Below are 22,308 nucleotides of genomic sequence, written 5' to 3'. Positions count from 1 at the left end.
CTGCCTAGCGCGACACGATCTCCGTCCACTGCTCCAGCCAGGCCTTGCGCTTCTCGGTGATCTCGGCCGGCGCGACCTGCTCGGTCTTCTCGGGCCGCTCGGCGAACCTCGCCCAGTCCGCGGGCAGCTCGACGGACGAGTCGACCGGGAACACGTACATCGACTCGGGCAGCGCCGCCTGCACCTCGGGCGAGAGCAGCCAGTCGATCACGGCGTGCGCGCCCGCGGTGTTGGTCGTGTCGCCACTCAGCACACCGGCGTACTCGACCTGCTCGAAGCAGCCGTCGAGCAGCGCGCTGGTCGTGGTCTTGTCGCCCGCCTTGTCGAGAGTGAACGCCGGCGAGGAGTCGTAGGACACCACGATCGGCCGGTCGCCGCCGGAGAAGGTGAAGTCGGTGAAGTACGCGTCGGACCAGCCCTTGACGACCTTCGCGCCGTTGTCGACGAGCCCGGTCCAGTACGACGACCAGTCGTCGCCGTACTTCGCGATCGTCGCGAGCAGGAAGGCCAGGCCGGGGGAGCTGGTGCTGGCGCCGGGGATCACGAAGACGTCCTTGTAGGCGGGCTTCGTGAGGTCGTCGAGGCTCGTCGGGGCCGGGATCCCCTTGGCCTGGAACCAGGCGTCGTCGACGTTGACGCAGACGTTGCCGGTGTCGACCGGCGTGAGCGCGTCCTGGTCGTCGCCGTCGAGCTCGTAGGCGTCGGCGCCCTGCGGCAGCGTCGGCGCGTACGGCGCGAACACGCCCTCGTCGACAGCTCGCGTCGCGAAGGTGTTGTCGACGCCGAAGACGACGTCGCCGACCGGCTTGTCCTTGGTCAGGACCAGCTCGTTGGTCAGCGCGCCGGCGTCCTCGAGCTTGCTGATGGTGAGCCGGTAGCCGGTGTCCTTCTCGAAGGCCTTCACCAGCTCCTCGGGGACGGCGAACGACTCGTGGGTCACCAGCGTGACCGTCTTGTCGTCCGCCTTGTCGCCGTCGCTCTCGCTGCTGAGGAGCGAGCAGCCGCTGGCGAGCAGGACGGTGGTCGAGAGGCCCACCAGGGTGAGGCGGCCGGTGAGCGTGCGCGTACGCATCGGATGACTCCCTTCGCCGGTGCTAACCGGATCAGGTTCGGAGGGTCTGCGGCCCGCGCCGCACTCTCAGCACCCGGATGGTGCTCCCCTGTCTGACGCCTCCGATTCTAGGACGCGGTGTAGACCACGCCGTCCGGCAGGTCGACCGCAGTGGCCTGACCCCGGGCGACGAGCAGGTCGAGGTGCGCCTTGGTCTCCATCGCGGCCATGCCCTGGCTGAACACGTCGAGCTCCCCGAACGCCCGCTCGTGCCGGGTCCAGCCGAGGTCCTTGGCGACGACGAGCGAGGTGGCCGCGCCCCGCGCGCGGAGGGAGTCGAGGCACAGCGAGAGCCGGTCCTCGTGGTGGGCGAGCAGCTCGTCGACGCGCTGGTACGACGACGGCGCGACCGGGCCGTGGGCGGGGAGGATGCGCAGGTCGGGGAGCTCGCGGACCCGGGCGAGGGAGGCCATGAACTGGCCGAGGGGCTGGTCGGCGGGCGGGACGGTGAAGCCGATGGAGGGCGTGATGGTCGGGAGCACGTGGTCGCCGGAGAAGAGGACGCCCTCCGCCTGGTCGGCGAAGACGTAGTGGCCGGGGGTGTGGCCGGGGGTGTGCACGGCGTCGAGCCGGCGCCGGCCGATATCGACGGCCTGGTCGCCCTCGAGCCAGGTGCTCGGGAACGCCCAGTCGACGGCCTGCGGAAGGTCGCGCGGACCCGCGGCCCACAGCTCCGCGATCTCCTCGGCGCCGGCGGTACGCAGCACGGCGAGGAACGGGCTCTCGTCGAGGCCCTCGCGGCTGGCGCGGTGCAGCAGCTCGAGCGCGGGCTGCTCCTCGCGACCGAGGGCCACGTCGGCGCCGTACTCGTGGCCGAGGACGGTGGCGAGCGTGAAGTGGTCGCGGTGCACGTGGGTCACCAGGAACCGCTTGATGTCGCCGAAGCCCGAGCCGATCGAGCGCAGGGACGTGTCGAGCAGCTCCCGGGCGACCGGGATCGACCAGCCGCCGTCGATCAGGGTGAGCCCGTCGTCGCCCTGGACGACGTACACGTTGATCGCCTTGAGCGCGTCCATCGGCAGCGGCAGCGGGATCCGGTGGACGCCCTCTGCGACCTCCCAGGCGCCTTCGTCGGCCCAGTGCCGGCCCGAGTCGGGCGAGATGGCGTGTCCGGTGGCGACCCCTCCAGTGCTCATGAACGCACTCTAGGCGTCGTTCACATCCGGTCGCAGATCGGGTAGGTGGAGGTCGAGGTTCGGCTCCTGGATGCCGCCGTCGACCTCGAGCAGCTTGCCGGTGACGTACTTCCCGGCCGGCGAGGCGAGGTAGACGACCGCGGCGGCGATGTCCTCGGCCTCGCCGATCCGGCCGAGCGGCGTGGCCTCCTCCAGCTGGGTCCTCATCTCCGGCACGCCGGCCACGAACTCCAGCGCGCTGGTCATCACCGAGCCCACGAAGACGCCGTTGACGCGGATCTCCGGGTTGAGGTCGGTCGCCGCGAGCCGCGACCAGTGCGCGAGCGCGGCCTTGGCGGTGCCGTAGGCGAGGTACCCGCGCCCGGCCAGCCGGCCCATCGCCGAGGAGATGGAGGTGATCGACTTCTGCCGGCCCTCGCCCGCGGACCTCAGCATCAGCGGTACGGCGGCCCGGCTGAGCGCGTGCGCGGTGGCGACGTTGAAGTGGAAGGCCTCCTCGAGGTAGGCCACGTCGGTGTCGAGGAAGGCGTTCGGGATGGTGCCGCCGACGTTGTTGACGACGACGTCGAGGCGCCCGAACTCGTCGAAGGCCGCACCGGCGAGGGCGGCGACCTCGTCGGTGTGCGCCAGGTTGGCAGGTACGACGAGCGCCCGGCGCCCGGCCTCCTCGATCCGCTGCGCGACCTCCACCAACTGGGCCTCGGTGCGCGAGGAGATGACGACGTCCGCGCCGGCCTCGGCGAGCGCGACGGCGGTGGCGGCACCGATGCCGCGGCCGGCGCCGGTGACGACGGCGACGTGGTCGGTGAGCCGGAACCGGTCCAGGATGCTCATCGCTTCTCCTTGGTGCCCGCGACGGTACCGGTGACGAGGCCGCGGCCGGTGACCAGCGGCAGGTCGAGGGCGGTCACCAGCCCCGGCCTGGCCGCGACGACGGCGGGGATCGCATTGATCAGCCGCTGCGCGGTGACGATCATCCCGGACACGTTGTGGTCGCCGTGCTCGCCGTGGTGGGTGAACTCGAGCTTCATGCAGGGCTCGCCGGTGATCTCGATCCGGTAGCAGCCGTCGCCCTCGGCGGGAGTGGGCCACTCGGGGACCTGGTCGGGCGCCGTACGCGTGACGTGCTCGAGGGTGACCCGCGGGACCCCGTCGACCGTGCCGATGACGCGGAAGCGGACGGCCCCCATGGTGCCTTCCGCCACGTCCAGTGACACGGTCCTCGTGTCCCGCGGCGCGGGCCGCCGGTCGACCTCCTCGACCAGCGGCTCGTCGAGCGTCACGCCGAGCCCGGCCGCGATCAACCGCACCACCGGCCCCCAGGCCGTGGTGAGGATGCCCGGCTCCCACAGCAGCGGCTTGGCGTCCCCACCGTCGATCGGCTGTCCGAAGCCGAACAGGTCGCGCATGACCACCGGCTGGTAGTACGTCGAGTAGTCCGCGATCTCGCTGACCACGACGTGGTCGATGCGCTGGGAGAGCGAGGTCAGCACCAGCGGCAGCACGTCGTTGGCGAAGCCGGGGTCGATGCCGTTGACGTGCAGGCTGGCGTTGCCCTGCCGACCCGCCTCGTCGATGGCCTCGATCATCTCGTCGGGCAGCGTGCCCTCACGGTGGAGCAGGATGACCGGCCCCGAGGAGACGACGTTGACGCCGTCGCGGACCAGCTCGGTGAGGTCGGCGATCGACTCGAACACCCGGTCGTCGGTCATCGCGCCGTGCACGACGCAGTCCGGCCGCAGCGCGACCAGCTCGTCGCGGTCGGTCGTGGCCCTGACGCCGAGCTCGCGGTCGAGACCGGCGAGCAGGCCGGCGTCCTGGCCGTGCTTCTCGGGCGTCGAGGTCCACACGCCGACCAGCTCGAGGTCGGGATGGGCGTCGACGCCGACGATCGCGTGCCGCCCGATGGTGCCCGTGGACCAGACGACGACCCGTAGCGGCTTCTCGGGGATGACCTGTGACATGCGGGCCAATGTAGAACGAGTTCTAGTTTCTGGGAAGAGGTGTCCCGCGCCCGCGAACCGGGCATGCAGCCCGTCGACCGGAGGGCGCGCACGTCCGCGCGCCCACACCGACCGACCCAGGAGACCCATCCATGAAGATCAAGCTCGTCAGCTCGGCCGTCCTTCTCGCCGTCACGCTCTCGGCGTGCGGTGGCGGCGGCCGGCCCTCGCAGGACGAGGTCGCCGACGCGATCAAGGACCAGATCCCCGGTGGTTCCTCGGCGCTGACCGACGACGTCATCGACTGCATCGCCAAGGCCGTCGTCGACTCCGACCTCTCCGACGAGACCCTCAACAAGATGGTCGACAACGACAAGGGCTCCAGCGACGAGGTCTCCGACGCCTCCGAGGTGATCGGCAAGGCCAGCGCCGACTGCATCGCCAAGTGACGCGGGGCTGACCCCTTAGCCTCGATCGGGCGCCGGGATCACCTCTCCCGGCGCCCACTCGGGGCAGCGGGTCCCCGAGTAGATCGTCGGCATGCAGCGGTTGCAGTGGATGCAGATGCCCCCGGCCGCCGTACCCGACCGCAGCCTGTCCACCAGGTCCGGCTCGCGCAGCAGCGCCCGGCCCATCACGACGAAGTCGAAGCCGTCGGCCATCGCCTGCCGCATGGTCTCGAGCCGGTTGATGCCGCCGAGCAGCATGAGCGGCATCGCGACGGCGGAGCGGAGCTCCAGCGCCTTCGGGCGGAAGTACGCCTCCTCGAAGGCGTAGCGCTTCATGAACCCGCGCCCTGCCGGCGTCCTCATCCCCCACCGCACGAGCGGTGGCATGGTCGCGGCGAACTCGGCGACCGGGGCGTCGCCGCGGAACAGGTACATCGGGTTCATCAGCGACGAGCCGCCCGAGAGCTGCAGGGCGTCGAGGTGACCGTCCGCCTCGAGCAGCTGCGCGAGCTCGACGCTCATCGCGGTGGTGACCCCGCCGGCGAAGCCGTCGGAGACGGAGACCTTGGCGGTCACCGCGACGGCGTCCCCGACCTCCTCGCGTACGACGCGCGCCACCTGTCGCGCGAGACGGGCCCGGCGCTCGAGCGGGCCGCCCCATCGGTCGCGGCGGCGGTTGAGGCCGGGGGCGAGGAAGGACGAGATCAGGTACGAGTGCGCCATGTGCAGCTCGAGCACGTCGAAGCCCGCGCGCACCAGGGTCCGGGCGGTGTCGACGTACGCCCGGGTGACGCGGGTCAGGTCCTTCTCTGACGCGGAGCGGATCATCTGCATCGACAGCGGGCTCGGCATCGGGCTGGCCGCGATGGCGTGCACGCTGTTGGAGCGGCCGTTGGCGACCGGGCCGGCGTGCCCGACCTGGCCGGCGATCGCGGCGCCCGTCGCGTGGATCTCGTCGGCGAGCCTGGCCAGGCCGGGCAGGGTGCGCTCCCCCACGACGATCTGCTCGCTATGGGTGCGTCCGTCCGGCGCGACGGCCAGGTAGGCGACCGTCGTGAGGCCGACGCCGCCGGCAGCGGGAGCCCGGTGATAGGCGATGAGCTCGTCGGTGACCACGCCGTCCGGCGTACGCCCCTCGAAGGTCGCAGCCTTGACCGTGCGGTTGCGCAGCCGGACCGGACCCAGGTCCACCGGGGCGAAGACGTCGGGGATGCTCACCGGGCGCACTCTAGCCGCGAACTGGAACACGTTCTAGAAGGTCGCGGTCCGAAAAGCGAAAGGAAAGTGAGAACTCGTCATCTATTGCGGATCCCGGGGACCGTCCTAGGCTCCGGAGCATGGCCAAGACGCTGTGGCGGGACCGCAACGAATCGCTCGACCCGGAGACCGACTACGTCGAGATCTACCAGAACCTGGCGCTCTACGAGTTCACCTGGGACCTCACCCAGGCGCTGAGCTTCGCACTGTTCCGGACCTACGCCGTCCCGAGCATCGGCCGCCTCCTCGACGAGACCGGCGCGTTCACCGGCGCCGTCCAGAAGCGGTACGACGACACGGCGCTGCTCCTCGAGGCACCGTTCGTGCACGGCTTCGACTCGGAGGCCGGCAGGACCGCGCTGCGGCGGATCAACCAGATGCACCGCATGTACGACATCTCCAACGACGACTTCCTCTACGTCCTGTCGACCTTCGTCGTGGTCCCCAAGCGCTGGCTCGATGACTACGGCTGGCGCGCGCTGACCGCCACCGAGCTGCACGCGAGCGTGAACTACTACCGCGCGCTCGGCAGGCACATGGGGATCAAGGACATCCCCGAGACGTACGACGCGTTCATGCACCTGATGGACGACTACGAGCGCGCCCACTTCGACTTCGACGCGGGCGGACGCCGGGTCGCCGACTCCACGCTGCGCCTGCTGACGACCTTCTACCCGCGCCCGCTGCGCAGGCCGGTCGAGCTGTTCAGCCGCGGCCTGATGGACCAGCCGCTGCTCGACGCGTTCGCCTACACCGACCCCGGTCCGCTCGTGCGCCGGCTCAGCGTCGGCGCGATGAAGGTGCGGGCCCGGCTGCTGCGCTTCACGCCGTCGAACCGGGTGCCGACGTACACCGCCGACCTGCCGCGGATCAAGAGCTACCCCGGCGGGTTCGCGCTCGCCGACCTCGGCACCTTCCCGGTGCCCGGCGCCGGCGGCTGCCCGGTGCGGCACGACGCCACCGCGGCCGCCGACTGAGCTCGGCGACCCACTAGCCGTTGAACCGGGGCGCCCGCTTCTCCACGAACGCGGCGACACCCTCGCGCCCGTCGGGGCTCACCGAGAGGGTGCGGATCGACAAGGACTCCTGGCGCAGCGCGGTCTCCGGCGTCGGCGCGGCGACCTCGCGCAGCAGCCGCTTGGCGGCGGCGTTCGCGGTGGCGGAGCCGGCGGCGAGGCCGTCGACCACCTTGTCGACGGTGGTGGCCAGCTCGTCGGCGGGCACGACCCGCGCGACCAGGCCGGCGGCGTACGCGTCCTGGGCGGTGAGCAGGTCACCGAGCAGGGCCAGGCGCAGGGTCCGGTGCAGGCCGAGGGTGTTGACGAGCAGCGAGCTGCCGCCGTCGGGCGAGAGGCCGACCTTGGTGTAGGCGAGGCTGAACTTCGCGCTCTCGGCGGCGATCACCACGTCGGCCGCGGCGGCGAGCGGGAAGCCGGCGCCGGCGGCAGTGCCCTGGACGGCGCTGACGACGATCGCCTCGGAGCGGACCAGCTCGCTGACCACGCGGTGCAGCGCCTCGGCCAGGTCGTCGATGAAGGCGGCCACGTCGTCGGCTCCGGCGAAGGCGCCGAGGTCGCCGCCGACCGAGAAGAACCGGCCCTCGGCGGCGAGTACGACGACGCGCGCGCCGTCGCGGTGAGCGGAGCGGACGGCGTCGTGCAGCTGGGCGACCGAGGCGTGGTGGATCGGGTTGCCGCGCTCGCCGTCTGCGAGGGTGATCCGGGCGACGCCGGCGGCGTACTCGTAGCGCACGAAGGTCTCGGTCATGCGTCCACTATGGCGGAGCCTCTAGGAGGCACAGTCGCCGGTGTCGACCTCGGCATCGTCGGTGCCGGGGGCGGTGCCGGCCCGGGCGCTGGCCTGCACCTGCTGGGCGGTGAGGGCGTAGCCGGTCTCCGGGTCGGTGACCGAGGCGGCGAACACGACGCCGGCGACCCGGCCCTGCGGCGTGACGATCGGGCCGCCGGAGTTGCCGGGGCGGACCAGGCCACGCAGGGAGTAGACCTCGCGGACCACCGTGCCGTTGCCGTAGATGTCGGGCGAGCGGAGGTTCTGCATCGCGCGGACCCGCCCGGTCTGCACGTCGAACGGCCCGTCCTGCGGGTAGCCGACGATCGCGACCGCGTCCTCCGCGCCGATGGTGGTGTCGAAGTCGAGCACCGGGGCGTCGTCGGTCTCGAGGGCGAGGACGGCGATGTCGAGCTCACGGTCGTAGAGCACGACCCGGGCGAGCTCGGTGCCGCCGCCGATGCTGACCTCGGGGTCGTCGACGCCCGCTACGACGTGGGCGTTGGTCATCACACGGTCGGGCGCGAAGACGAAGCCGGTGCCCTCGACGCCGCGACCGCAGTCGTTGGCGCCGCGGATCTTGACCACGCTCGACCGCGTCTCCTTGACCGGCTCCGTGCCGGGCAGGTCGGCCGGGCCGGGCGCGACCTCGACGATGCGCTCGGGCGCGAACGGCTCGAGGTAGCGCGGGAAGAAGCCGGTGCCGACGACGTTGTTGAAGGCCTGCAGCGCGTTGGGGGCCGAGTCCGGCAGCACCGTGTTGACCTTCGAGAGCACCACCGAGCTGCGCACCATCGAGGTGACCGAGCCGATCCGGGTGCCGGAGATCGCGACGCCGAGGGCCCACGCGACGAGCAGCACGGCGAGCCCGCTCAGCAGCGCACCGCCGATGGCGTCGAGCGCCCGGGCGGGCTGCCAGGTGATCCGCTCGCGGACCCGGGCGCCGGCGTACTGCAGCACGGCCTGGCCCAGCGACGCGCACAGGATGACGATGAACAGCGCTCCCAGCGAGACCGCGAGCGACGGCTCGAAGTTGCTGAGCACCACGGGGGCGAGCAGGATCCCGCCGAGGCCGCCCGAGAGCAGGCCGATCGTCGCGAACGCGCCGGTGATGAAGCCCTGCCAGTAGCCGGACAGCGCGTACGCCGCGACGAGGACGACGAGCAGCCAGTCGAGGACGTTCACGCGGGGCTCATTCGGCGGCTCACTCGTTGGGCTCCAGGATGTCCATGCCGTCCCCCGGCTCCTCGTCGGCAGCTGCCGCGGCGGCCGTCCGGCGGACGTGCTCGGCGAGCATGTAGTCCGGGAGATCATGCACCGGCGGGTCGCTCACCGGTGGGAGCCACCCGAGGAAGTCGAAGAACCGGGTCAGGATCCCGCCGGTGAAGCCCCACAGGATCACGTCCTTGTCGGGGCCGATCAGGAAGCCGGGGCCCATCCAGCCGCCGGGATGACGGACCTGGATCCGGTGCTCGGGGGCGAACAGCTCCTCGAGCGTGACCCGGTGGATCGCGTGCACCTCCTCCGGCGAGGCGACCCGGATCGGAGCCGGGTCGCGCCACCAGCCGAGGACCGGCGTGACCGCGAAGTTGGACGGCGGCAGCCACAGCTCGGGCAGTGTCCCGAAGACCTCGACGCCGGCCGGGTCGACCCCGATCTCCTCGTCGGCCTCGCGCAGCGCGGCCTCGACGACGGTCTCTCCGGGGTCGATGCTGCCGCCGGGGAAGGAGACCTGGCCCGGGTGGGAGCGCATGTCATGGGCCCGCTCGGTGAGCAGCACGTCGTGGTCGCCGAACAGCATCAGGACCGCACCGCGGCGTACGGGCCTGTCCTGCGGGGGCAAGAACGCCGTCAGCTCGCTGCCCTGGATGGCACGCGCGCCTGCCGCGACCGGCCGCAGCCAGTCGGGCAGGTCGTCGGGGACGTCGGTGGGCAGGTCGCTCACGGCGCCGCCTTCTCGGTGAGGTCGATGCCGAGGTGCTGCTTCACCAGCGCGACCACCTCGTCGAGCGAGTCGAGGCCGCCGGCGGCCTGCTCGACCGAGCCGTCGGCGCGCACGAACAGGAACTGCGGCAGGCCCTTGATCACCAGGTCGCTCTTCTGGAGGTCGCCGCAGGCATCGGCCGCCGACGGGTAGGTGACGCCCTTCATCCGGGCGAAGTCGATGGCCGCGGCGGGGTAGGTGTCGAGGTAGTTGACGCCGAGCAGGGGCACCCGGCTGCCGTAGGTCTCGTGGAACTGCTGCAGGACCGGCATCTCCTCGCGGCACGGCGCACAGGTCGTCGACCAGAAGTTGATGATCGCCGGGCCCTTCACGTCGGCCAGCGAGACCGGGGCGGTGCTGCCGAGGCAGTCGATCGCCAGGTCGGGCAGGTCGGCGGCACCTGACTCGGTCGGCAGTGCCGTGCAGTCGGCGATCCCGGCGGCCTCGCGGTCCTTGACCAGGTCGGGCGTCGTGACGTCGACCTTGCACGCGAACGCCGCGGGAGCAACGCTGTCGCAGCCGGTCAGCAGCACGGCGGCCGCCACCAATGCGACGAGCGCGGCGGGCAGGCGATGCATCAGTTGGGGCCCTCCGTGCGGACCAGCTTCTCGGCCTCGACCGGGTCCGTCGGACCGGTGCCGTACGACGGGCACCACCGGGCGACGGGGCAGGCACCGCACGCGGGCTTCTTGGCGTGGCAGCGGCGCCGGCCGTGCCAGATCAGGTGGTGCGACAGCATCGTCCAGTCCCGCTTGGGGAACAGCGCACCGACGGCGTGCTCGACCTTCACCGGGTCGGTCTCCTCGGTCCACCCGAGCCGCCGGGCCAGCCGGCCGAAATGGGTGTCGACGGTGATGCCGGGGACGTCGAAGGCGTTGCCGAGGACCACGTTGGCGGTCTTGCGGCCCACTCCGGGCAGGGTCACGAGGTCGTCGAGCCGCGCGGGCACCTGGCCGTCGTACTTCTCCACCAGGGCGGCGCTCAGCTTGAGCAGCGACTCGGTCTTGGCCCGGAAGAAGCCCAGCGGGCCGACGATCTGCTCGAGGTGGGCGCGGTCGGCGGCGGCCATCGACGCAGGGTCGGGATAGGCCGCGAACAGGGTCGGGCGCACCGCGTTGACCCGCTTGTCGGTGGTCTGCGCGGAGAGCACGGTGACCACGAGGCACTGGAACGGGTCGTCGAAGTCGAGCTCGGCCTTCGCGTCGGGGTAGGTCTCCCCCAGCACCCGGTCGATCTTCCGCGCCCGCCTCACGAGCTGGGTCGACGTCTCCTCGGTGGTGTCGATCGGCCGCACGGACGCCACCCTACGGTGTGGGTACGACAGTCTGATCCTGCGCGTCCTGTTAGGTGTGACATGCCGCACTGGCTAGGATGCCGCAGACCGGGTTTTACGTTCTTTGGAGGAAGCGTGGACAACGACGTACTCCGTCAGGCGCCACTGTTCAGTGCCCTCGACGACGAGGCGATGGCAGGGCTGCGCACGTCGCTGGCCACGACCCGGCTGCGCCGCGGCGAGGTCCTGTTCCACGAGGGCGACAGCGGCGACAAGCTGTACGTCGTCCTCGAGGGCAAGGTGAAGCTCGGCCGCACCTCCTCCGACGGGCGCGAGAACCTGCTCGCGATCATGGGCCCCGGCCAGATGTTCGGCGAGCTGTCGCTCTTCGACCCCGGCCCGCGCTCGGCGACTGTCACCTGCGTGACCGACGCCGAGTTCGCGTCGCTGTCCCACGAGGACCTGCTGCGCTGGCTCGAGGGCCGCCCGACCGTCGCCCGCGGGCTGCTCGCCCAGCTGGCGGCCCGGCTGCGCAAGGCCAACGACGTCGTCGCCGACCTGGTGTTCTCCGACGTCCCCGGTCGCGTCGCCAAGGCGCTGCTCGATCTCGCCGACCGCTTCGGCCGCACCGCCGACGACGGCGTGCACGTCCACCACGACCTCACCCAGGAGGAGCTGGCCCAGCTGGTCGGCGCCTCCCGCGAGACGGTCAACAAGGCGCTCGCCGACTTCGCGTCGCGCGGCTGGCTGCGCCTGGAGCCCCGCTCGGTGGTCATCCTCGACATGGAGCGGATGTCGCGCCGAGCGCGTTGAGCCACTTCGTACGGCAGACCCGGGTCTCTTCCCAGTCCCTCTAAGCGTTCGATCGAACGCTTAGAGGGACATCTTCACGCCAGAACTCCCCCAATCCGTTCGATCGAACGGATTGGAGGTAGGTCCACCCGACGCCACGCTCAGGCTGCGAAGTGCGCACGCCAATCGTCGCTGATCATGGGAACGGCGCCCCAGCCACGAAGCACCAGCTGGCGTCGAACACGCCGAAGGGTGTTGAGCGGGTTCTCGAAGATGCCCTCCGCCGTCACCACGATGACGCGATAGCCCTCGTCGTCGAACTCCTCGCGTCGGGCGATGTCCGCCCTCCACTGTGACCTGTCCGTCGCATGCTGCCGGCCGTCGTACTCGACGATCAGCTTGATCCGCTCGTAGCAGAGGTCGTAGCGCCTGCGCCAGGAGCCATCCTCCCAACGGCGCACGACGTTAACCTCTGGTTCTGGGAGGCCAGCCAGGACGATCAGCAGTCGCAGCCGAGTCTCCATCGGAGAATCGACTCCGTCGCGCACGAAAGACGCCGCCGCACGTGCGAGGCCCGCGTAGTACGCCTCAGTCTCCGCGCACGCCTTGCGCAGGTCGGATGCCGTGAGCTTGAACTTGCGGCAGAGCGCATCGCCCAAGATCACCAGATCGACGAACCCCAGACTTCCCGCGCAGTCGATGAACGTCTCGAAGGGATCGCTCACCCGCATACCTCTCACGACGATGATGCGGCGACGTCGGCTCGTCACGTGGATCTTGATCTGCGGCCTGAATCGACGTTCTTTCTCTTGCCGCACGGTGATGTGGACGAACGGGTGGTCCGGAACAGGAAGTCCAAGCAGCGCCGCGGCGCTCAGCCGACTCACGAACGCCCACGGCGGATGAAGCAGCAACGCTGCGCGATACATGCAGTCAAGGTCGACATGCTCCTCAAGCACCCACACGCCCCTGACCAACTGGTGGTACGCCTTGTTCTGCAGCTCCCATCGCGTGTGCCCCGCGCGCTCGAACTGTCTCGTGAGGAACGGACGGCTCAGATCGATGTCCATGACCGAAGAGTTGTCGGTGTCGCCCGATCCTGCTCGCCTCCTCCACAGCCTCCGATGAGCGAAGGCGGAATGCCACCCCCTCTAACCGTTCGATCGAACGATCTGGGGGAGTTCGAATTCCAGACGTCCCTCTAACCGTTCGATCGAACGGTTAGAGGGACGTCAGTCGGCCTGGTCAGCGGTGTGCCAAGTACGCAAGCTGGGCCCGCACCGACCACTCCGCCGCACCCCAGAGCGACTCGTCGACGTCGGCGTACACGACCTCCACGACCTGCTGCGGCAGGGCCGGGTCCTCGGCGACGTCGGGCGGGAGCTCGCCCGTTGTGAGACCGAGGCGCTGGAGCGCGACCTCGACCTGGGCGAGGCGCTCGCGGCGGTGCACGACGTAGTGGTCGAGGACCCCGGCGGCGTCGGGGAGCACCGGCCCGTGGGCCGGCCAGAGCGACCGCACCCGGCCGTCGGTGACGAGGGAGCGCATCCGGGCGATCGAGTCGAAGTACGAGCCGAGGTCGCCGTCAGGGTGGACGATCACCGTCGTACCGCGGCCGAGCACCATGTCTCCGGTCAGCAGGGCGCCGTCGGCCTCCACGAGCAGGGAGATCGAGTCGGTGGTGTGGCCCGGCGTCGTCAGCACCTCGACATCGAGGCCGCCGACCGAGAGCACCTCGCCGTCGGTGAGCGGGTCGGATCGCCAGCACTGCGCGGGATCGAGCCCGCGCACCCCGCAGCCCATCCGCTCGGCGAAGGAGCGCGCCGCCTCGGTGTGGTCGAGGTGGTGGTGGGTGACCACGACCGCCTCGACCTCGCCGGCGACGGCCGCCACGGCGTCGAGGTGATCGTCGTGCAGCGGGCCCGGGTCGACCACGATCGAGCGGCCGGACCCGGGCTCGCGCAGCACCCACGTGTTGGTGCCGTCGAGCGTCATGATGCCGGGGTTGGGGGCGAGCACGCAGCGGCCACGCTCGCCGTACCCGCCTCCGGTCCAGGGCTCCACGTCAGGATCTCCGCGCTGCCAGCAGCGGGCGCAGCAGCTCGGGGACCGACATCGTGAAGCCGTCGCCGAGCGGCACCACCTCGGGCATGAACATCTCCACGCTGCGGTCCGCGCCGGCCGCGATCACGGCCTCGACACTGCCCATGGCGCCGATCTCCATGCAGGTGAGGTACGTCGGCGGCAGCATCGCCATCTCGCCGGCCTCGGCCTGCGCGACCGCGTCGTCGGCGGCGAGCCAGACGACCTCGGAGGACTCGGACGAGACGTCGCGGGTGACCTGGCCGGCGGGCAGGTGGGCGACGAAGAACCACGTGCGGTAGCGCTTCGGCTCGAAGACCGGCGTCAGCCAGCCGCTCCAGATGCCGAGCAGGTCGGTGCGCAGCACCAGCCCGCGGCGGTCGAGGAAGTCGGTCATAGACAGCTCGCGCGACTCCAGCGCGACCCGGTCGGCCTCCCAGTCGTCGCCGGTGGTGTCGGCGATCACTGAGTCGGCGGCGGTGCCGGCGAGCAGCACACCCGACTCCTCGAACGTCTCGCGGACCGCGGCGCAGACCAGCGCACGTGCGACGTCCACGGTCGTGCCGAGCCGGGCCGCCCACTCGTCCGGCTGCGGGCCGGCCCAGGCGACCGTGTGGTCGTAGTCGCGCGGGTCGACGCCGCCGCCGGGGAACACGCACATGCCCCCGGCGAAGTCCATCGTGGTGTGCCGGCGCAGCAGGTAGATCTCCGGGCGCCCCTGCGCGTCCGAGCGCTGTAGGACCACCGTCGCGGCGTCCCGCGGCTCGGCGGCCTGGCGCCGCCCGTCGCCGTACTCCGCCGCGAGGTCCGCGACGTGCGCCGGCAGTGGGATCGGCGGCAGAGGGATCCGCGGATGCCTCGGCCCGAGTGTCACAGGGCCGCCATGATCTCGGCGACCACCTCGACCTCGACCGGCGCGTCCAGCGGCAGCACGGGTACGCCGACCGCGGACCGGGCGTGGATCCCCGCGTCGCCGAAGACGTCGCCGAACAGCTCGGACGCACCGTTCGCGACGCCGGGCTGGCCGGTGAAGTCCGGCGTCGACGCCACGAAGACGACGACCTTGACGATCCGCACGTTGGCCAGGTCGCCGGCGACCGAGCGGATCGCGGCGATCGCGTTGAGCGCACACTGGCGGGCGCAGGCGTAGGCGTCCTCGGCACTCACGGTGTCGCCCACCTTGCCGGTGGCCATCAGGGCGCCGTCACGCATCGGCAGCTGGCCGGCGGTGTAGACGTGGTCGCCGCTGCGGGTCGCGGGGACGTACGCCGCCACCGGCGGCACGACGTCCGGGACGCTCAGGCCGAGCTCGGCCAGGCGCTCCTCGGGGGTGGTCGCGTCGGTCACCGCTCAGCCCTCGACCGGGCGCTTGAAGTACGCGATGTCGTTGCCGCCCTGGCCCGGGACGAGGGTGACGAGCTCCCAGCCGTCCTGGCCGAAGTTGTTGAGGATCTGCGCCGCGACGTGGTTGAGGACGGGCGCCACCTGGTACTCCCACTTGGTCATGCCTCGCACCCTACTCAGGGGCGAGGTGGTGTGGCGTCGGTCACACGATGTGCAACGATGCCGCGGTGAGCCTCGACAACGCCGTCTGGATGCTGACCGCGCTCGCCGCGGTCGTCGTGCTCCTGACCAGGATGCGGCTCTCCTCGGAGCACGGCCAGTCCGGCCACGCGGTCGTCCCGCTCGCCGTGGTCAACGCCCACACCCTGATCGGCGTGGTCGCGCTCGCGGTGTGGATCTACTACCTGACTTCGCCCAGCGGCGGCGTCGGTGCCGTCGCGCTGGTCGTCTGGTGGCTCGAGGTGCTGCTCGGGATCCTCATCCTCGCGCGGTGGTTCGCCCGGCCCGGCAAGCACGCCGCCGACACCACGGGCGACAGCTGGGCCGAAGGACCCTCGCTCTCGATCCTCGGGCACGTCGGGATGCTGCTCGGGATCGGCTTCTTCACCTGGGTGGTGCTGGCCGACAGGATCGCGGGCTGAGGCGCTCAGCCGTAGCGGTTCACGACCCACAGCATCTCGCGGTACCTGTCGTCCTCCTCGGGCGGCGGCGGGTCGATGTCCTGCGAGGCGCGCAGCTCGTCGGGATCGATCGGCGGGGGCAGGTGCTTGTAGCGCTCCAGCCGGGACTGCTCGGCCATGGGGACTCCTTCCGACGTCTTCGATGGTACGTCGGACGCGGCGGATCCACCCGTGGTCTGACGCCTGGGCGTCCGGGCCCGTCTACGGTGGCCCGGTGCATCGGCAACCCTGGCGCCTCGGGCCGCGCGGCGAGCGGTGGTTCGACCTCGTCCTGACCGGGTTCCTGCTGCTGCCGGTGGTGCCGTACCTGCTCTTCGTCGACGCCCTCGACGGCGTGCTGATGCTGTTCCAGATCACGCCGCTCGTGGTCCGCCGGCGCTGGCCGGTGCAGGTGTTCGCGGCGGTGGCCGCGGGCAGCGCGGTCCAGGCGCTGGTGACCGATCACCCGCTGTGGAGCCAGTTCGCCTTCCCCGTCGCGCTCTACTCCGTCGCGCGGTACGCCGGGCCGCGGTGGGCCGGCGCGGCACTCGGCACCGGCCTGGTCGGCGCCGCGATCGCCTCGGTCGACTGGCTGCGCGGCTTCGGCGCGAGCATGCTCACCCCCGAGAACGTGCTCGCGTACTCCGTCACGATCGGCCTCTTCGTCGTCGTCGCCTGGACGCTCGGCACGCTCGCCCGCACCCGTCAGGCGTACGTCGACGCGCTGGTCGAGCGCGGCGAACGACTCGAGCGGGAGGCGGCCCAGCAGGCCGCACTGGCCGCCATGGAGGAACGGCACCGGATCGCGCGCGAGATGCACGACGTGGTGGCACACGGACTGACCACGATCGTCGTGCAGGCCGACGGCGCTCGGGCCGCGGCGGCGCACGACCCGTCGGTGACCGGACCCGCGCTGGCCACCATCGCGACCACCGGCCGGGAGGCGATCGCCGAGCTGCGCCGGATGCTGGGCCTGCTGCGGGCCGAGGAGGGGCTGACCGCGCCGCAGCCCCGGCTCGCCGACCTGTCGGACCTGCTGGACGGGGCGCGGACCGCCGGGACCGTGGTCGACGCACGGCTCGCCCCGATGCCTGCCGTGTCGGACGGGGTGGCGCTCACGACGTACCGGATCGTCCAGGAGGCGCTCAGCAACGTGCGCAAGCACGCGGGGCCCGGCGCCACCGCCCGGGTCGGGGTGTGGCTGGACGGCGGTGCGGTCGCGGTGGAGGTGGCCGACGACGGGCGCGGCGCCGCGGCTCCCGACGACGGGCGCGGACTCGGGCTGGCGGGGATGCGGGAGCGGGTCGACGCCCACGGCGGCACGCTGACGACCGGGCCGGCGGTGGGCGGCGGTTTCCGGGTGTGCGCGAGGATCCCCCTGTGAACGATCCGGGGAGCGAGCCGATCCGGGTGTTCCTCGTGGACGACCAGGACCTGGTCCGGGCGGGGTTCCGGATGCTCATCGACAGCCAGCCCGACCTGAGCGTGGTCGGCGAGGCCGGCGACGGCGGCCAGGCCCTGGAACGGCTCGCGGTGACGCGCTGCGACGTCGTGCTCATGGACGTGCGGATGCCGCGCCTCGACGGCGTCGAGGCCACCCGCATCCTGCTCGAGCGCCCCGACCCGCCGCAGGTGATCGTGCTGACGACCTTCGACCTCGACGAGTACGCGTTCGCCGCTATCCGCGCCGGCGCCGCCGCCTTCCTGCTCAAGGACGCCACCCCCGAGACGCTGCTCGACGCGATCCGCACCGTCCACGCCGGCGACTCGGTGGTCGCCCCGAGCACCACCCGTCGCCTGCTCGAGCACTTCGCCGGCGCCCTGCCCGACCTCGCGCCCGCCGGCGCGGACGACCGCCTGGCCACCCTCACCGACCGCGAGCGCGAGACCCTGGTCCTCGTCGGCCGCGGTCTCACCAACGCCGAGATCGCCGCCGACTTCGTGGTCTCCGAGGCCACGGTCAAGACGCACATCGGACGCCTGCTCGCCAAGACAGCGTCGCGGGACCGGGTGCAGCTGGTCGTGCTGGCGTACGAGTCCGGGCTCGTCGGCTCCTGACCGTCGCGCCCGGTCCACCCGTCGTCGTACCCACGGATCAACCCGTGGCCTGACGATCCGCCGGGCGATCCCGGCGAGGCTCGGTGCCATGACCTCCCTGCTCGCCGCCAGCGCTCGCGGCCTCACCAAGTCCTTCGGCCGCGGCGACACCACGGTCCACGCCCTGCGCGGCGTCGACCTCGACCTTCCTGCCGGCCGGTTCACCGCGATCATGGGGCCCTCGGGCTCCGGCAAGTCCACGCTCATGCACTGCCTGGCGGGCCTGGACCAGCCCAGCGCCGGCACCGTCTCGGTCGCCGGACAGCCCCTGGAGAGCCTCGGGGACGACGCGCTGACCCGGTTCCGGCGCGACCACGTGGGCTTCGTGTTCCAGGCGTTCAACCTGCTGCCGATGCTCACCGCCGAGCAGAACATCTGGCTGCCGACCGAGCTCGCAGCTCGCCCGCGCAACCCCGACACCCAGCAGCGCTTCGCCGCCATCGTCGAGACCCTCGGCCTCACCGAGCGTCTCGGCCACCGCCCGGCCGAGCTGTCCGGCGGCCAGCAGCAGCGGGTCGCCATCGCGCGGGCGCTGCTGGCCGGACCGGCGATCGTGTTCGCGGACGAGCCGACCGGCAACCTCGACAGCACCAGCTCCGCCGAGGTCCTCTCCCTGCTGCGCCAGTCGGTGCGTGAGCTCGGCCAGACGGTCGTCATGGTCACCCACGAGATCGAGGCGGCGCAGTACGCCGACGAGATCGTCGTCCTCGCCGACGGCCGGATCGTCGAGCGCCGCGAGGTCGCGGCCTGATGCGCACCGTGATCTGGGCGTCCTTGCGCACCCATACCCGCAGGTACGGCGCCGCGCTGCTCGCCGTCGTCATCGGCTCCGCGTTCATCGTGGTGACCGCCGCGCTGTCCTCCGCGATGCGCGAGGGCCTGACCGCCGGCCTCGGCGAGCCGTACGCCGGCGCCACCGCCGTCGTCGACAGCCCGTCGGCGGCGGACGCGGCAGAGCTCCTCGACGCCGCTCCCGCCGCGGGCGCCGACGCGTGGCTGATCGGCTGGACCATGCAGCAGGTCGCGGTCGGCGGCACGGACGGCGGCACGGACGGCGGCACCGTCGTCGACACCGACACCGACATCGGGCAGCTCCCCGACCGGCCCGACCGGCGCTGGCAGGAGCTCGTCCAGGGCCGGTTCCCCGGCGGCTCCGGCGAGGCCGTCGTCGACACGAACACCGCGAAGGTCGAGAAGCTCGGGGTGGGCGACCGGCTGCGGATCGGCACCGGTGCCAGCGCGCTCGACGTCACCGTCGTCGGGCTGGTCGACTCGCCGTCGACCTACGCGTACGCCTCGGTCTACGTGCTGTGGTCGGACCTCGCCCGCTGGCAGGACCAGCTGTTCGTGACCAGCCTCGCCTGGGCGGGCGCCGACGCGACCACGACGATCCGCGCCGTCGTGCCCGACGCCGACGTCCAGGACGTCGACGGCTACGTCCAGGACCTCCAGCAGGAGGTCAACAACGGCGTCGACATCGTGCAGATCGTGGTGTTGCTGTTCGGCGCGATCGCCCTCGTGGTGGGGGTGCTGGTCATCAACAACACCTTCACGATCCTGTTCGCGCAGCGGACCCGCGACTTCGCGCTGCTGCGCTGCGTCGGCGCGACGCGGCGCCAGGTGCTGCGCTCGGTGCGGCTCGAGTCGCTCGCGCTGGGCGTGCTGGCCGCCGTCATCGGGGTCGGGGCCGGTCTCGGCGCGGGGCACGGCCTGGTGGCGCTGGTCCGCGCGCAGTGGCCGGGGACCCGCCTCGGCGACGCGAACGTGCCCCTGCCCTGGCTCGCCGGATCCGCGGCGGTGGCGGTCCTCGTCACCCTGGTGGCGGCCTGGCTGCCCACCCGCCGTGCGGTCCGGGTCAGCCCGCTGGCCGCGCTGCGCCCCGACGACAGCACCCAGGTCCGCAGCCGCACCGGCCGGATCCGGCTCGCGCTCGGCTTGCTCGGCCTGGTGGCCGGAGCCCTCGGCCTCGGCGCCGCGATCGCGACGGCCAACGTCGGTGCCCTCACCATCGGCGGCGCCCTGGTGTTCGTCGGAGTGCTGCTCCTCGGTCCGGTCCTGGTGCCCGCCCTGATCCGCTCGGCCGAGCCGCTCACGCAGCGACTGCTCGGGCCGGCCGGGCGGCTCGCCGCCGGCAACGCGGTCCGCAACCCGCGGCGTACGGCGGCCACCGCGGCCTCGCTGCTCGTCGGCGTCACGCTCACGACAGCCGTGCTGACCGGCATGGCCAGCTCCCGCAGCGCCCTCGCGGCCGACATGGACGAGCAGCACCCGATCGACCTCGCCGTCACCGGCACTGCTCCCCTGCCCGCCGACGCGCTGCCCCGGCTGCGGGCGATCGACGGGGTCGTGGCCGCCGTACCCGTCCCCGGAGCGGTCGCCCGGATCGGCGACCTCGACCCGCTCCCGCTCCTGACCGCCACGGCCGGCGGCGACGCGAAGGTGCTGCACGGCGACCTCCCGACCCCCGGTCCCCGCCAGGTGCTGGTGCCCTGGGACCTGATCGGCGACGGCCTCGAGGTCGGCGACGTCGTGCGGGTCACGGTCGGCGACCGGAGCCGCGACCTTCGGGTCGCCGGTGGTGAGGGCTGGGGCGAGGCCGCCCTGGTCCGCCGTACGACGCTCGCCCGGCTCGCTCCCGACGCCCGGCCCCGAGCGGTCTGGCTGCGCGCCGCGAAGGACGCCGATCCCGAGGACCTGGCCGGCTCGGTCGAGGCCGTCGCGTCGCCGCTCGACGCCGGCGTGGAGAACGGCCTGGCCAAGCGGGCCTACGTCGACACCCAGCTCGACGTGCTCACCGGCGGGGTCGTCGGCCTCCTCGCGATCGCGGTCCTCATCGCCCTGGTCGGCATCGGCAACACGCTCGGCCTGTCCGTGCTCGAGCGCGGCCGCGAGCACGCGCTGCTGCGGGCGCTCGGCCTGACCCGGCGACAGGTACGCAGGATGCTCGCTGCCGAGGCCGTCCTGCTGTCGGTCGTGGCGACCGTGCTCGGCACCGCGTTGGGCGTGCTGTTCGCGTGGACCGGCGTCCGCGCGCTGGTGCAGCCTGCGGTCGACGGCGCGAGCCTGGTCCTGCCGTGGGGCCAGCTCGCCGCGGTCGTGTCGATCTCCGCGCTCGCCGGCCTGGTCGCGGCGGTGCTCCCGTCGCGCAAGGCGTCCCGGATCACCCCGGCCGCGGGACTCTCGCTGGACTGACCCCCTCACCCGACGGAGCCTCGTCAGTGGTGTGGCTCGGAAATGGCTTGTCCCTTCGCGTGCCCACAGTGTGTGCATCGCAAGGCGGCATCGCGACGGCATACCGGGCGTATTCCGAGCGATCGCCAACGCAGCGAGGTGCATGCTGTGGGTGCGCGAAGGGGTGAGCCATTTCCGTGACGCACCACTAGGCTCCGTCGGGTGAGCGATTGGCCGAAGGTGCGTCTCCACGTCGTCACCGGCAAGGGCGGCACGGGGAAGTCGACGGTCGCGTCGGCCCTCGCGCTCGCCCTCGCGACCCGCGGCAAGAACGTCCTGCTGTGCGAGGTCGAGGGCCGCCAGGGCATCGCCCGGATGTTCGACGTCGACCCGCTGCCCTACCAGGAGCGGCGCCTCACCACCGGTCTGCCCGACGCCGACGGTGGCCGTGGGGTCGTCCACGCGCTGCACATCGACGCCGAGTCCGCGCTGCTGGAGTACCTCTCGATGTACTACCGCCTCGGCCGCGCCGGCAAGGCCCTCGACCGGTTCGGCGTCATCGAGTTCGCGACCACCATCGCCCCCGGCGTCCGCGACGTGCTGCTGACCGGCAAGGTCTACGAGGCGGTGCAGCGCAACAGCCGCAACAAGAACGCGATCGAGTACGACGCCGTCGTGCTCGACGCGCCGCCGACCGGCCGGATCACCCAGTTCCTCAACGTGAGCAACGAGCTCGCCGGGCTGGCGAAGGTCGGGCCGATCAAGGCCCAGTCCGACACGATGATGACGCTGTTCCGGTCGCCGCGGACAGCGGTGCACCTGGTCACCGTGCTCGAGGAGATGCCGGTCCAGGAGACCGCCGACGGCATCGCCGAGCTGCGGGCCGCCCGGCTGCCCGTCGGCGGCGTGGTCGTCAACCAGGTCCGGCCCCGTGACCTCGACGCCGAGGACCTCGCCGCGGCCCGCGCCGGCACCCTGGACCGCGGCCGCATCGAGGCCGACCTCGCCGAGGGCGGCATCGCCGCCGGCCCGGCGCTCGTCGACGGGCTGCTCGCCGAGGCCGCCGACCACGCGGAGCGCCGGGCGCTGGAGGACAGGCAGCGGGCCCTGGTCGCCGCGCTGGACGTGCCGTCCTACGAGCTGCCGCGGATGGCCGGCGGCATCGACCTCGGCGGGCTCTACGAGCTCGCCGGCCTCCTCCGAGTCCAAGGGATGGCATAGC

General features: G+C 72.0%; 25 protein-coding genes and 1 riboswitch. Of the genes, 9 read left to right on the top strand and 16 right to left on the bottom strand.

Going from position 1 to position 22,308, the window contains the following annotated elements; translation table 11 throughout:
* Positions 1-4: 4 nt before the first annotated feature.
* From QI633_RS02100 to QI633_RS02085, 4 genes are all read right to left on the bottom strand, one after another.
* Positions 5-1,072: a thiamine ABC transporter substrate-binding protein gene (locus QI633_RS02100; protein ID WP_282427938.1), complete on the bottom strand. Its 1,068-nt coding sequence runs from the start codon at positions 1,070-1,072 to the stop codon at positions 5-7.
* Positions 1,064-1,172, bottom strand: a riboswitch (TPP riboswitch). It overlaps the preceding gene by 9 nt.
* A 7-nt stretch (positions 1,173-1,179) precedes the next feature.
* The gene (locus QI633_RS02095; RefSeq protein WP_141800609.1) at positions 1,180-2,247 is read right to left on the bottom strand and encodes an MBL fold metallo-hydrolase; all 1,068 of its coding nucleotides are present in this window, start codon (positions 2,245-2,247) and stop codon (positions 1,180-1,182) included.
* 9 nt (positions 2,248-2,256) lie between these two features.
* Complete coding sequence (locus QI633_RS02090; RefSeq protein WP_282427937.1) at positions 2,257-3,081, bottom strand: SDR family oxidoreductase; 825 nt, start codon at positions 3,079-3,081, stop codon at positions 2,257-2,259.
* A complete protein-coding gene (locus QI633_RS02085; protein ID WP_282427936.1) occupies positions 3,078-4,211 on the bottom strand; it encodes a diacylglycerol kinase in 1,134 nt (377 codons plus the stop codon). Before QI633_RS02085 ends, QI633_RS02090 begins: the two co-directional genes overlap by 4 nt.
* Before the next feature lie 131 nt (positions 4,212-4,342).
* Here QI633_RS02085 and QI633_RS02080 point away from each other — a divergent pair, with 131 nt between their 5' ends.
* The gene (locus QI633_RS02080; protein WP_141800612.1) at positions 4,343-4,639 is read left to right on the top strand and encodes a hypothetical protein; all 297 of its coding nucleotides are present in this window, start codon (positions 4,343-4,345) and stop codon (positions 4,637-4,639) included.
* A 15-nt stretch (positions 4,640-4,654) separates the two neighbouring features.
* Here the strand turns inward: QI633_RS02080 and QI633_RS02075 are convergent, their stop codons facing one another.
* Positions 4,655-5,857 carry an NADH:flavin oxidoreductase gene (locus QI633_RS02075; RefSeq protein ID WP_282427935.1) on the bottom strand — a complete coding sequence of 401 codons (1,203 nt, stop codon included), beginning with the start codon at positions 5,855-5,857 and terminating at the stop codon, positions 4,655-4,657.
* A 119-nt stretch (positions 5,858-5,976) separates the two neighbouring features.
* Between QI633_RS02075 and QI633_RS02070 the strand changes: the two genes are divergently transcribed.
* Positions 5,977-6,873, top strand: a complete 897-nt coding sequence (locus tag QI633_RS02070) for an oxygenase MpaB family protein (RefSeq protein WP_282427934.1) — start codon at positions 5,977-5,979, stop codon at positions 6,871-6,873.
* Positions 6,874-6,886: 13 nt separating this feature from the next.
* Here the strand turns inward: QI633_RS02070 and QI633_RS02065 are convergent, their stop codons facing one another.
* From QI633_RS02065 to nth, 5 genes are read right to left on the bottom strand one after another with little or no spacing between them, the layout of a single operon-like run.
* Positions 6,887-7,663 carry an enoyl-CoA hydratase-related protein gene (locus QI633_RS02065; protein WP_282427933.1) on the bottom strand — a complete coding sequence of 259 codons (777 nt, stop codon included), beginning with the start codon at positions 7,661-7,663 and terminating at the stop codon, positions 6,887-6,889.
* Positions 7,664-7,684: 21 nt separating this feature from the next.
* A complete protein-coding gene (locus QI633_RS02060; RefSeq protein ID WP_141800615.1) occupies positions 7,685-8,869 on the bottom strand; it encodes a MarP family serine protease in 1,185 nt (394 codons plus the stop codon).
* Positions 8,870-8,888: 19 nt separating this feature from the next.
* Positions 8,889-9,629, bottom strand: a complete 741-nt coding sequence (locus QI633_RS02055) for a CoA pyrophosphatase (RefSeq protein WP_260806548.1) — start codon at positions 9,627-9,629, stop codon at positions 8,889-8,891.
* The gene (locus tag QI633_RS02050; protein ID WP_141800616.1) at positions 9,626-10,246 is read right to left on the bottom strand and encodes a TlpA disulfide reductase family protein; all 621 of its coding nucleotides are present in this window, start codon (positions 10,244-10,246) and stop codon (positions 9,626-9,628) included. Before QI633_RS02050 ends, QI633_RS02055 begins: the two co-directional genes overlap by 4 nt.
* Positions 10,246-10,962, bottom strand: coding sequence for an endonuclease III (gene nth / locus QI633_RS02045; RefSeq protein WP_141800617.1), 717 nt, complete (start codon positions 10,960-10,962; stop codon positions 10,246-10,248). Before nth ends, QI633_RS02050 begins: the two co-directional genes overlap by 1 nt.
* A 171-nt stretch (positions 10,963-11,133) precedes the next feature.
* Between nth and QI633_RS02040 the strand changes: the two genes are divergently transcribed.
* Complete coding sequence (locus QI633_RS02040; protein WP_205126405.1) at positions 11,134-11,754, top strand: Crp/Fnr family transcriptional regulator; 621 nt, start codon at positions 11,134-11,136, stop codon at positions 11,752-11,754.
* A 140-nt stretch (positions 11,755-11,894) separates the two neighbouring features.
* Here the strand turns inward: QI633_RS02040 and QI633_RS02035 are convergent, their stop codons facing one another.
* From QI633_RS02035 to QI633_RS02015, 5 genes are all read right to left on the bottom strand, one after another.
* A complete protein-coding gene (locus QI633_RS02035; RefSeq protein ID WP_282427932.1) occupies positions 11,895-12,803 on the bottom strand; it encodes a DUF559 domain-containing protein in 909 nt (302 codons plus the stop codon).
* Between the two features lie 175 nt (positions 12,804-12,978).
* Positions 12,979-13,797, bottom strand: coding sequence for an MBL fold metallo-hydrolase (locus QI633_RS02030; protein WP_282427931.1), 819 nt, complete (start codon positions 13,795-13,797; stop codon positions 12,979-12,981).
* A 1-nt stretch (position 13,798) separates the two neighbouring features.
* Entirely contained in the window at positions 13,799-14,689 is an 891-nt protein-coding gene (locus QI633_RS02025) for an NUDIX domain-containing protein (protein ID WP_282427930.1), read from the bottom strand.
* Positions 14,686-15,162 (bottom strand): RidA family protein, encoded by a 477-nt coding sequence (locus tag QI633_RS02020; RefSeq protein ID WP_141800621.1) that lies wholly within the window; start codon positions 15,160-15,162, stop codon positions 14,686-14,688. The genes QI633_RS02025 and QI633_RS02020 overlap by 4 nt, the downstream gene beginning before the upstream one ends.
* 3 nt (positions 15,163-15,165) lie before the next feature.
* Positions 15,166-15,321: a hypothetical protein gene (locus QI633_RS02015; RefSeq protein WP_174245243.1), complete on the bottom strand. Its 156-nt coding sequence runs from the start codon at positions 15,319-15,321 to the stop codon at positions 15,166-15,168.
* Between the two features lie 65 nt (positions 15,322-15,386).
* On the opposite strand from QI633_RS02015, the gene QI633_RS02010 reads away from it, so the two are divergent.
* Positions 15,387-15,800: a hypothetical protein gene (locus QI633_RS02010; RefSeq protein WP_141800622.1), complete on the top strand. Its 414-nt coding sequence runs from the start codon at positions 15,387-15,389 to the stop codon at positions 15,798-15,800.
* Between the two features lie 5 nt (positions 15,801-15,805).
* Here the strand turns inward: QI633_RS02010 and QI633_RS02005 are convergent, their stop codons facing one another.
* The gene (locus tag QI633_RS02005; RefSeq protein WP_160158366.1) at positions 15,806-15,958 is read right to left on the bottom strand and encodes a hypothetical protein; all 153 of its coding nucleotides are present in this window, start codon (positions 15,956-15,958) and stop codon (positions 15,806-15,808) included.
* A 95-nt stretch (positions 15,959-16,053) separates the two neighbouring features.
* Between QI633_RS02005 and QI633_RS02000 the strand changes: the two genes are divergently transcribed.
* The 5 genes from QI633_RS02000 to QI633_RS01980 all read left to right on the top strand — a co-directional run bounded on the left by QI633_RS02000 (position 16,054) and on the right by QI633_RS01980 (position 22,307).
* Positions 16,054-17,202, top strand: coding sequence for a sensor histidine kinase (locus tag QI633_RS02000; protein WP_141800623.1), 1,149 nt, complete (start codon positions 16,054-16,056; stop codon positions 17,200-17,202).
* Positions 17,199-17,876: a response regulator transcription factor gene (locus QI633_RS01995; RefSeq protein ID WP_260806550.1), complete on the top strand. Its 678-nt coding sequence runs from the start codon at positions 17,199-17,201 to the stop codon at positions 17,874-17,876. The genes QI633_RS02000 and QI633_RS01995 overlap by 4 nt, the downstream gene beginning before the upstream one ends.
* Positions 17,877-17,964: 88 nt before the next feature.
* Positions 17,965-18,666 carry an ABC transporter ATP-binding protein gene (locus tag QI633_RS01990; protein WP_141800624.1) on the top strand — a complete coding sequence of 234 codons (702 nt, stop codon included), beginning with the start codon at positions 17,965-17,967 and terminating at the stop codon, positions 18,664-18,666.
* Positions 18,666-21,107: an FtsX-like permease family protein gene (locus QI633_RS01985; protein ID WP_282427929.1), complete on the top strand. Its 2,442-nt coding sequence runs from the start codon at positions 18,666-18,668 to the stop codon at positions 21,105-21,107. Before QI633_RS01990 ends, QI633_RS01985 begins: the two co-directional genes overlap by 1 nt.
* Before the next feature lie 201 nt (positions 21,108-21,308).
* Positions 21,309-22,307 carry an ArsA-related P-loop ATPase gene (locus QI633_RS01980; protein WP_282427928.1) on the top strand — a complete coding sequence of 333 codons (999 nt, stop codon included), beginning with the start codon at positions 21,309-21,311 and terminating at the stop codon, positions 22,305-22,307.
* Position 22,308: the final 1 nt, after the last annotated feature.

Origin of the sequence: Nocardioides sp. QY071 (genome assembly GCF_029961765.1) — a bacterium.
In the GTDB taxonomy this organism is placed as follows: domain Bacteria; phylum Actinomycetota; class Actinomycetes; order Propionibacteriales; family Nocardioidaceae; genus Nocardioides.
This window is presented reverse-complemented; position numbering and strand designations above follow the sequence as displayed.

What these genes read in the sequence shown, in the direction of transcription:
- QI633_RS02100 (WP_282427938.1), bottom strand. Translation starts at nt 1,072, where the DNA reads ATGCGTACGCGCACGCTCACCGGCCGCCTCACCCTGGTGGGCCTCTCG.
- QI633_RS01985 (WP_282427929.1), top strand. Translation starts at nt 18,666, where the DNA reads ATGCGCACCGTGATCTGGGCGTCCTTGCGCACCCATACCCGCAGGTAC.
- QI633_RS02040 (WP_205126405.1), top strand. Translation starts at nt 11,134, where the DNA reads ATGGCAGGGCTGCGCACGTCGCTGGCCACGACCCGGCTGCGCCGCGGC.
- QI633_RS02085 (WP_282427936.1), bottom strand. Translation starts at nt 4,211, where the DNA reads ATGTCACAGGTCATCCCCGAGAAGCCGCTACGGGTCGTCGTCTGGTCC.
- QI633_RS02090 (WP_282427937.1), bottom strand. Translation starts at nt 3,081, where the DNA reads ATGAGCATCCTGGACCGGTTCCGGCTCACCGACCACGTCGCCGTCGTC.
- QI633_RS02035 (WP_282427932.1), bottom strand. Translation starts at nt 12,803, where the DNA reads ATGGACATCGATCTGAGCCGTCCGTTCCTCACGAGACAGTTCGAGCGC.
- QI633_RS02005 (WP_160158366.1), bottom strand. Translation starts at nt 15,958, where the DNA reads ATGGCCGAGCAGTCCCGGCTGGAGCGCTACAAGCACCTGCCCCCGCCG.
- QI633_RS02080 (WP_141800612.1), top strand. Translation starts at nt 4,343, where the DNA reads ATGAAGATCAAGCTCGTCAGCTCGGCCGTCCTTCTCGCCGTCACGCTC.
- QI633_RS02050 (WP_141800616.1), bottom strand. Translation starts at nt 10,246, where the DNA reads ATGCATCGCCTGCCCGCCGCGCTCGTCGCATTGGTGGCGGCCGCCGTG.
- QI633_RS02015 (WP_174245243.1), bottom strand. Translation starts at nt 15,321, where the DNA reads ATGACCAAGTGGGAGTACCAGGTGGCGCCCGTCCTCAACCACGTCGCG.
- QI633_RS02065 (WP_282427933.1), bottom strand. Translation starts at nt 7,663, where the DNA reads ATGACCGAGACCTTCGTGCGCTACGAGTACGCCGCCGGCGTCGCCCGG.
- QI633_RS01990 (WP_141800624.1), top strand. Translation starts at nt 17,965, where the DNA reads ATGACCTCCCTGCTCGCCGCCAGCGCTCGCGGCCTCACCAAGTCCTTC.
- QI633_RS02070 (WP_282427934.1), top strand. Translation starts at nt 5,977, where the DNA reads ATGGCCAAGACGCTGTGGCGGGACCGCAACGAATCGCTCGACCCGGAG.
- QI633_RS02095 (WP_141800609.1), bottom strand. Translation starts at nt 2,247, where the DNA reads ATGAGCACTGGAGGGGTCGCCACCGGACACGCCATCTCGCCCGACTCG.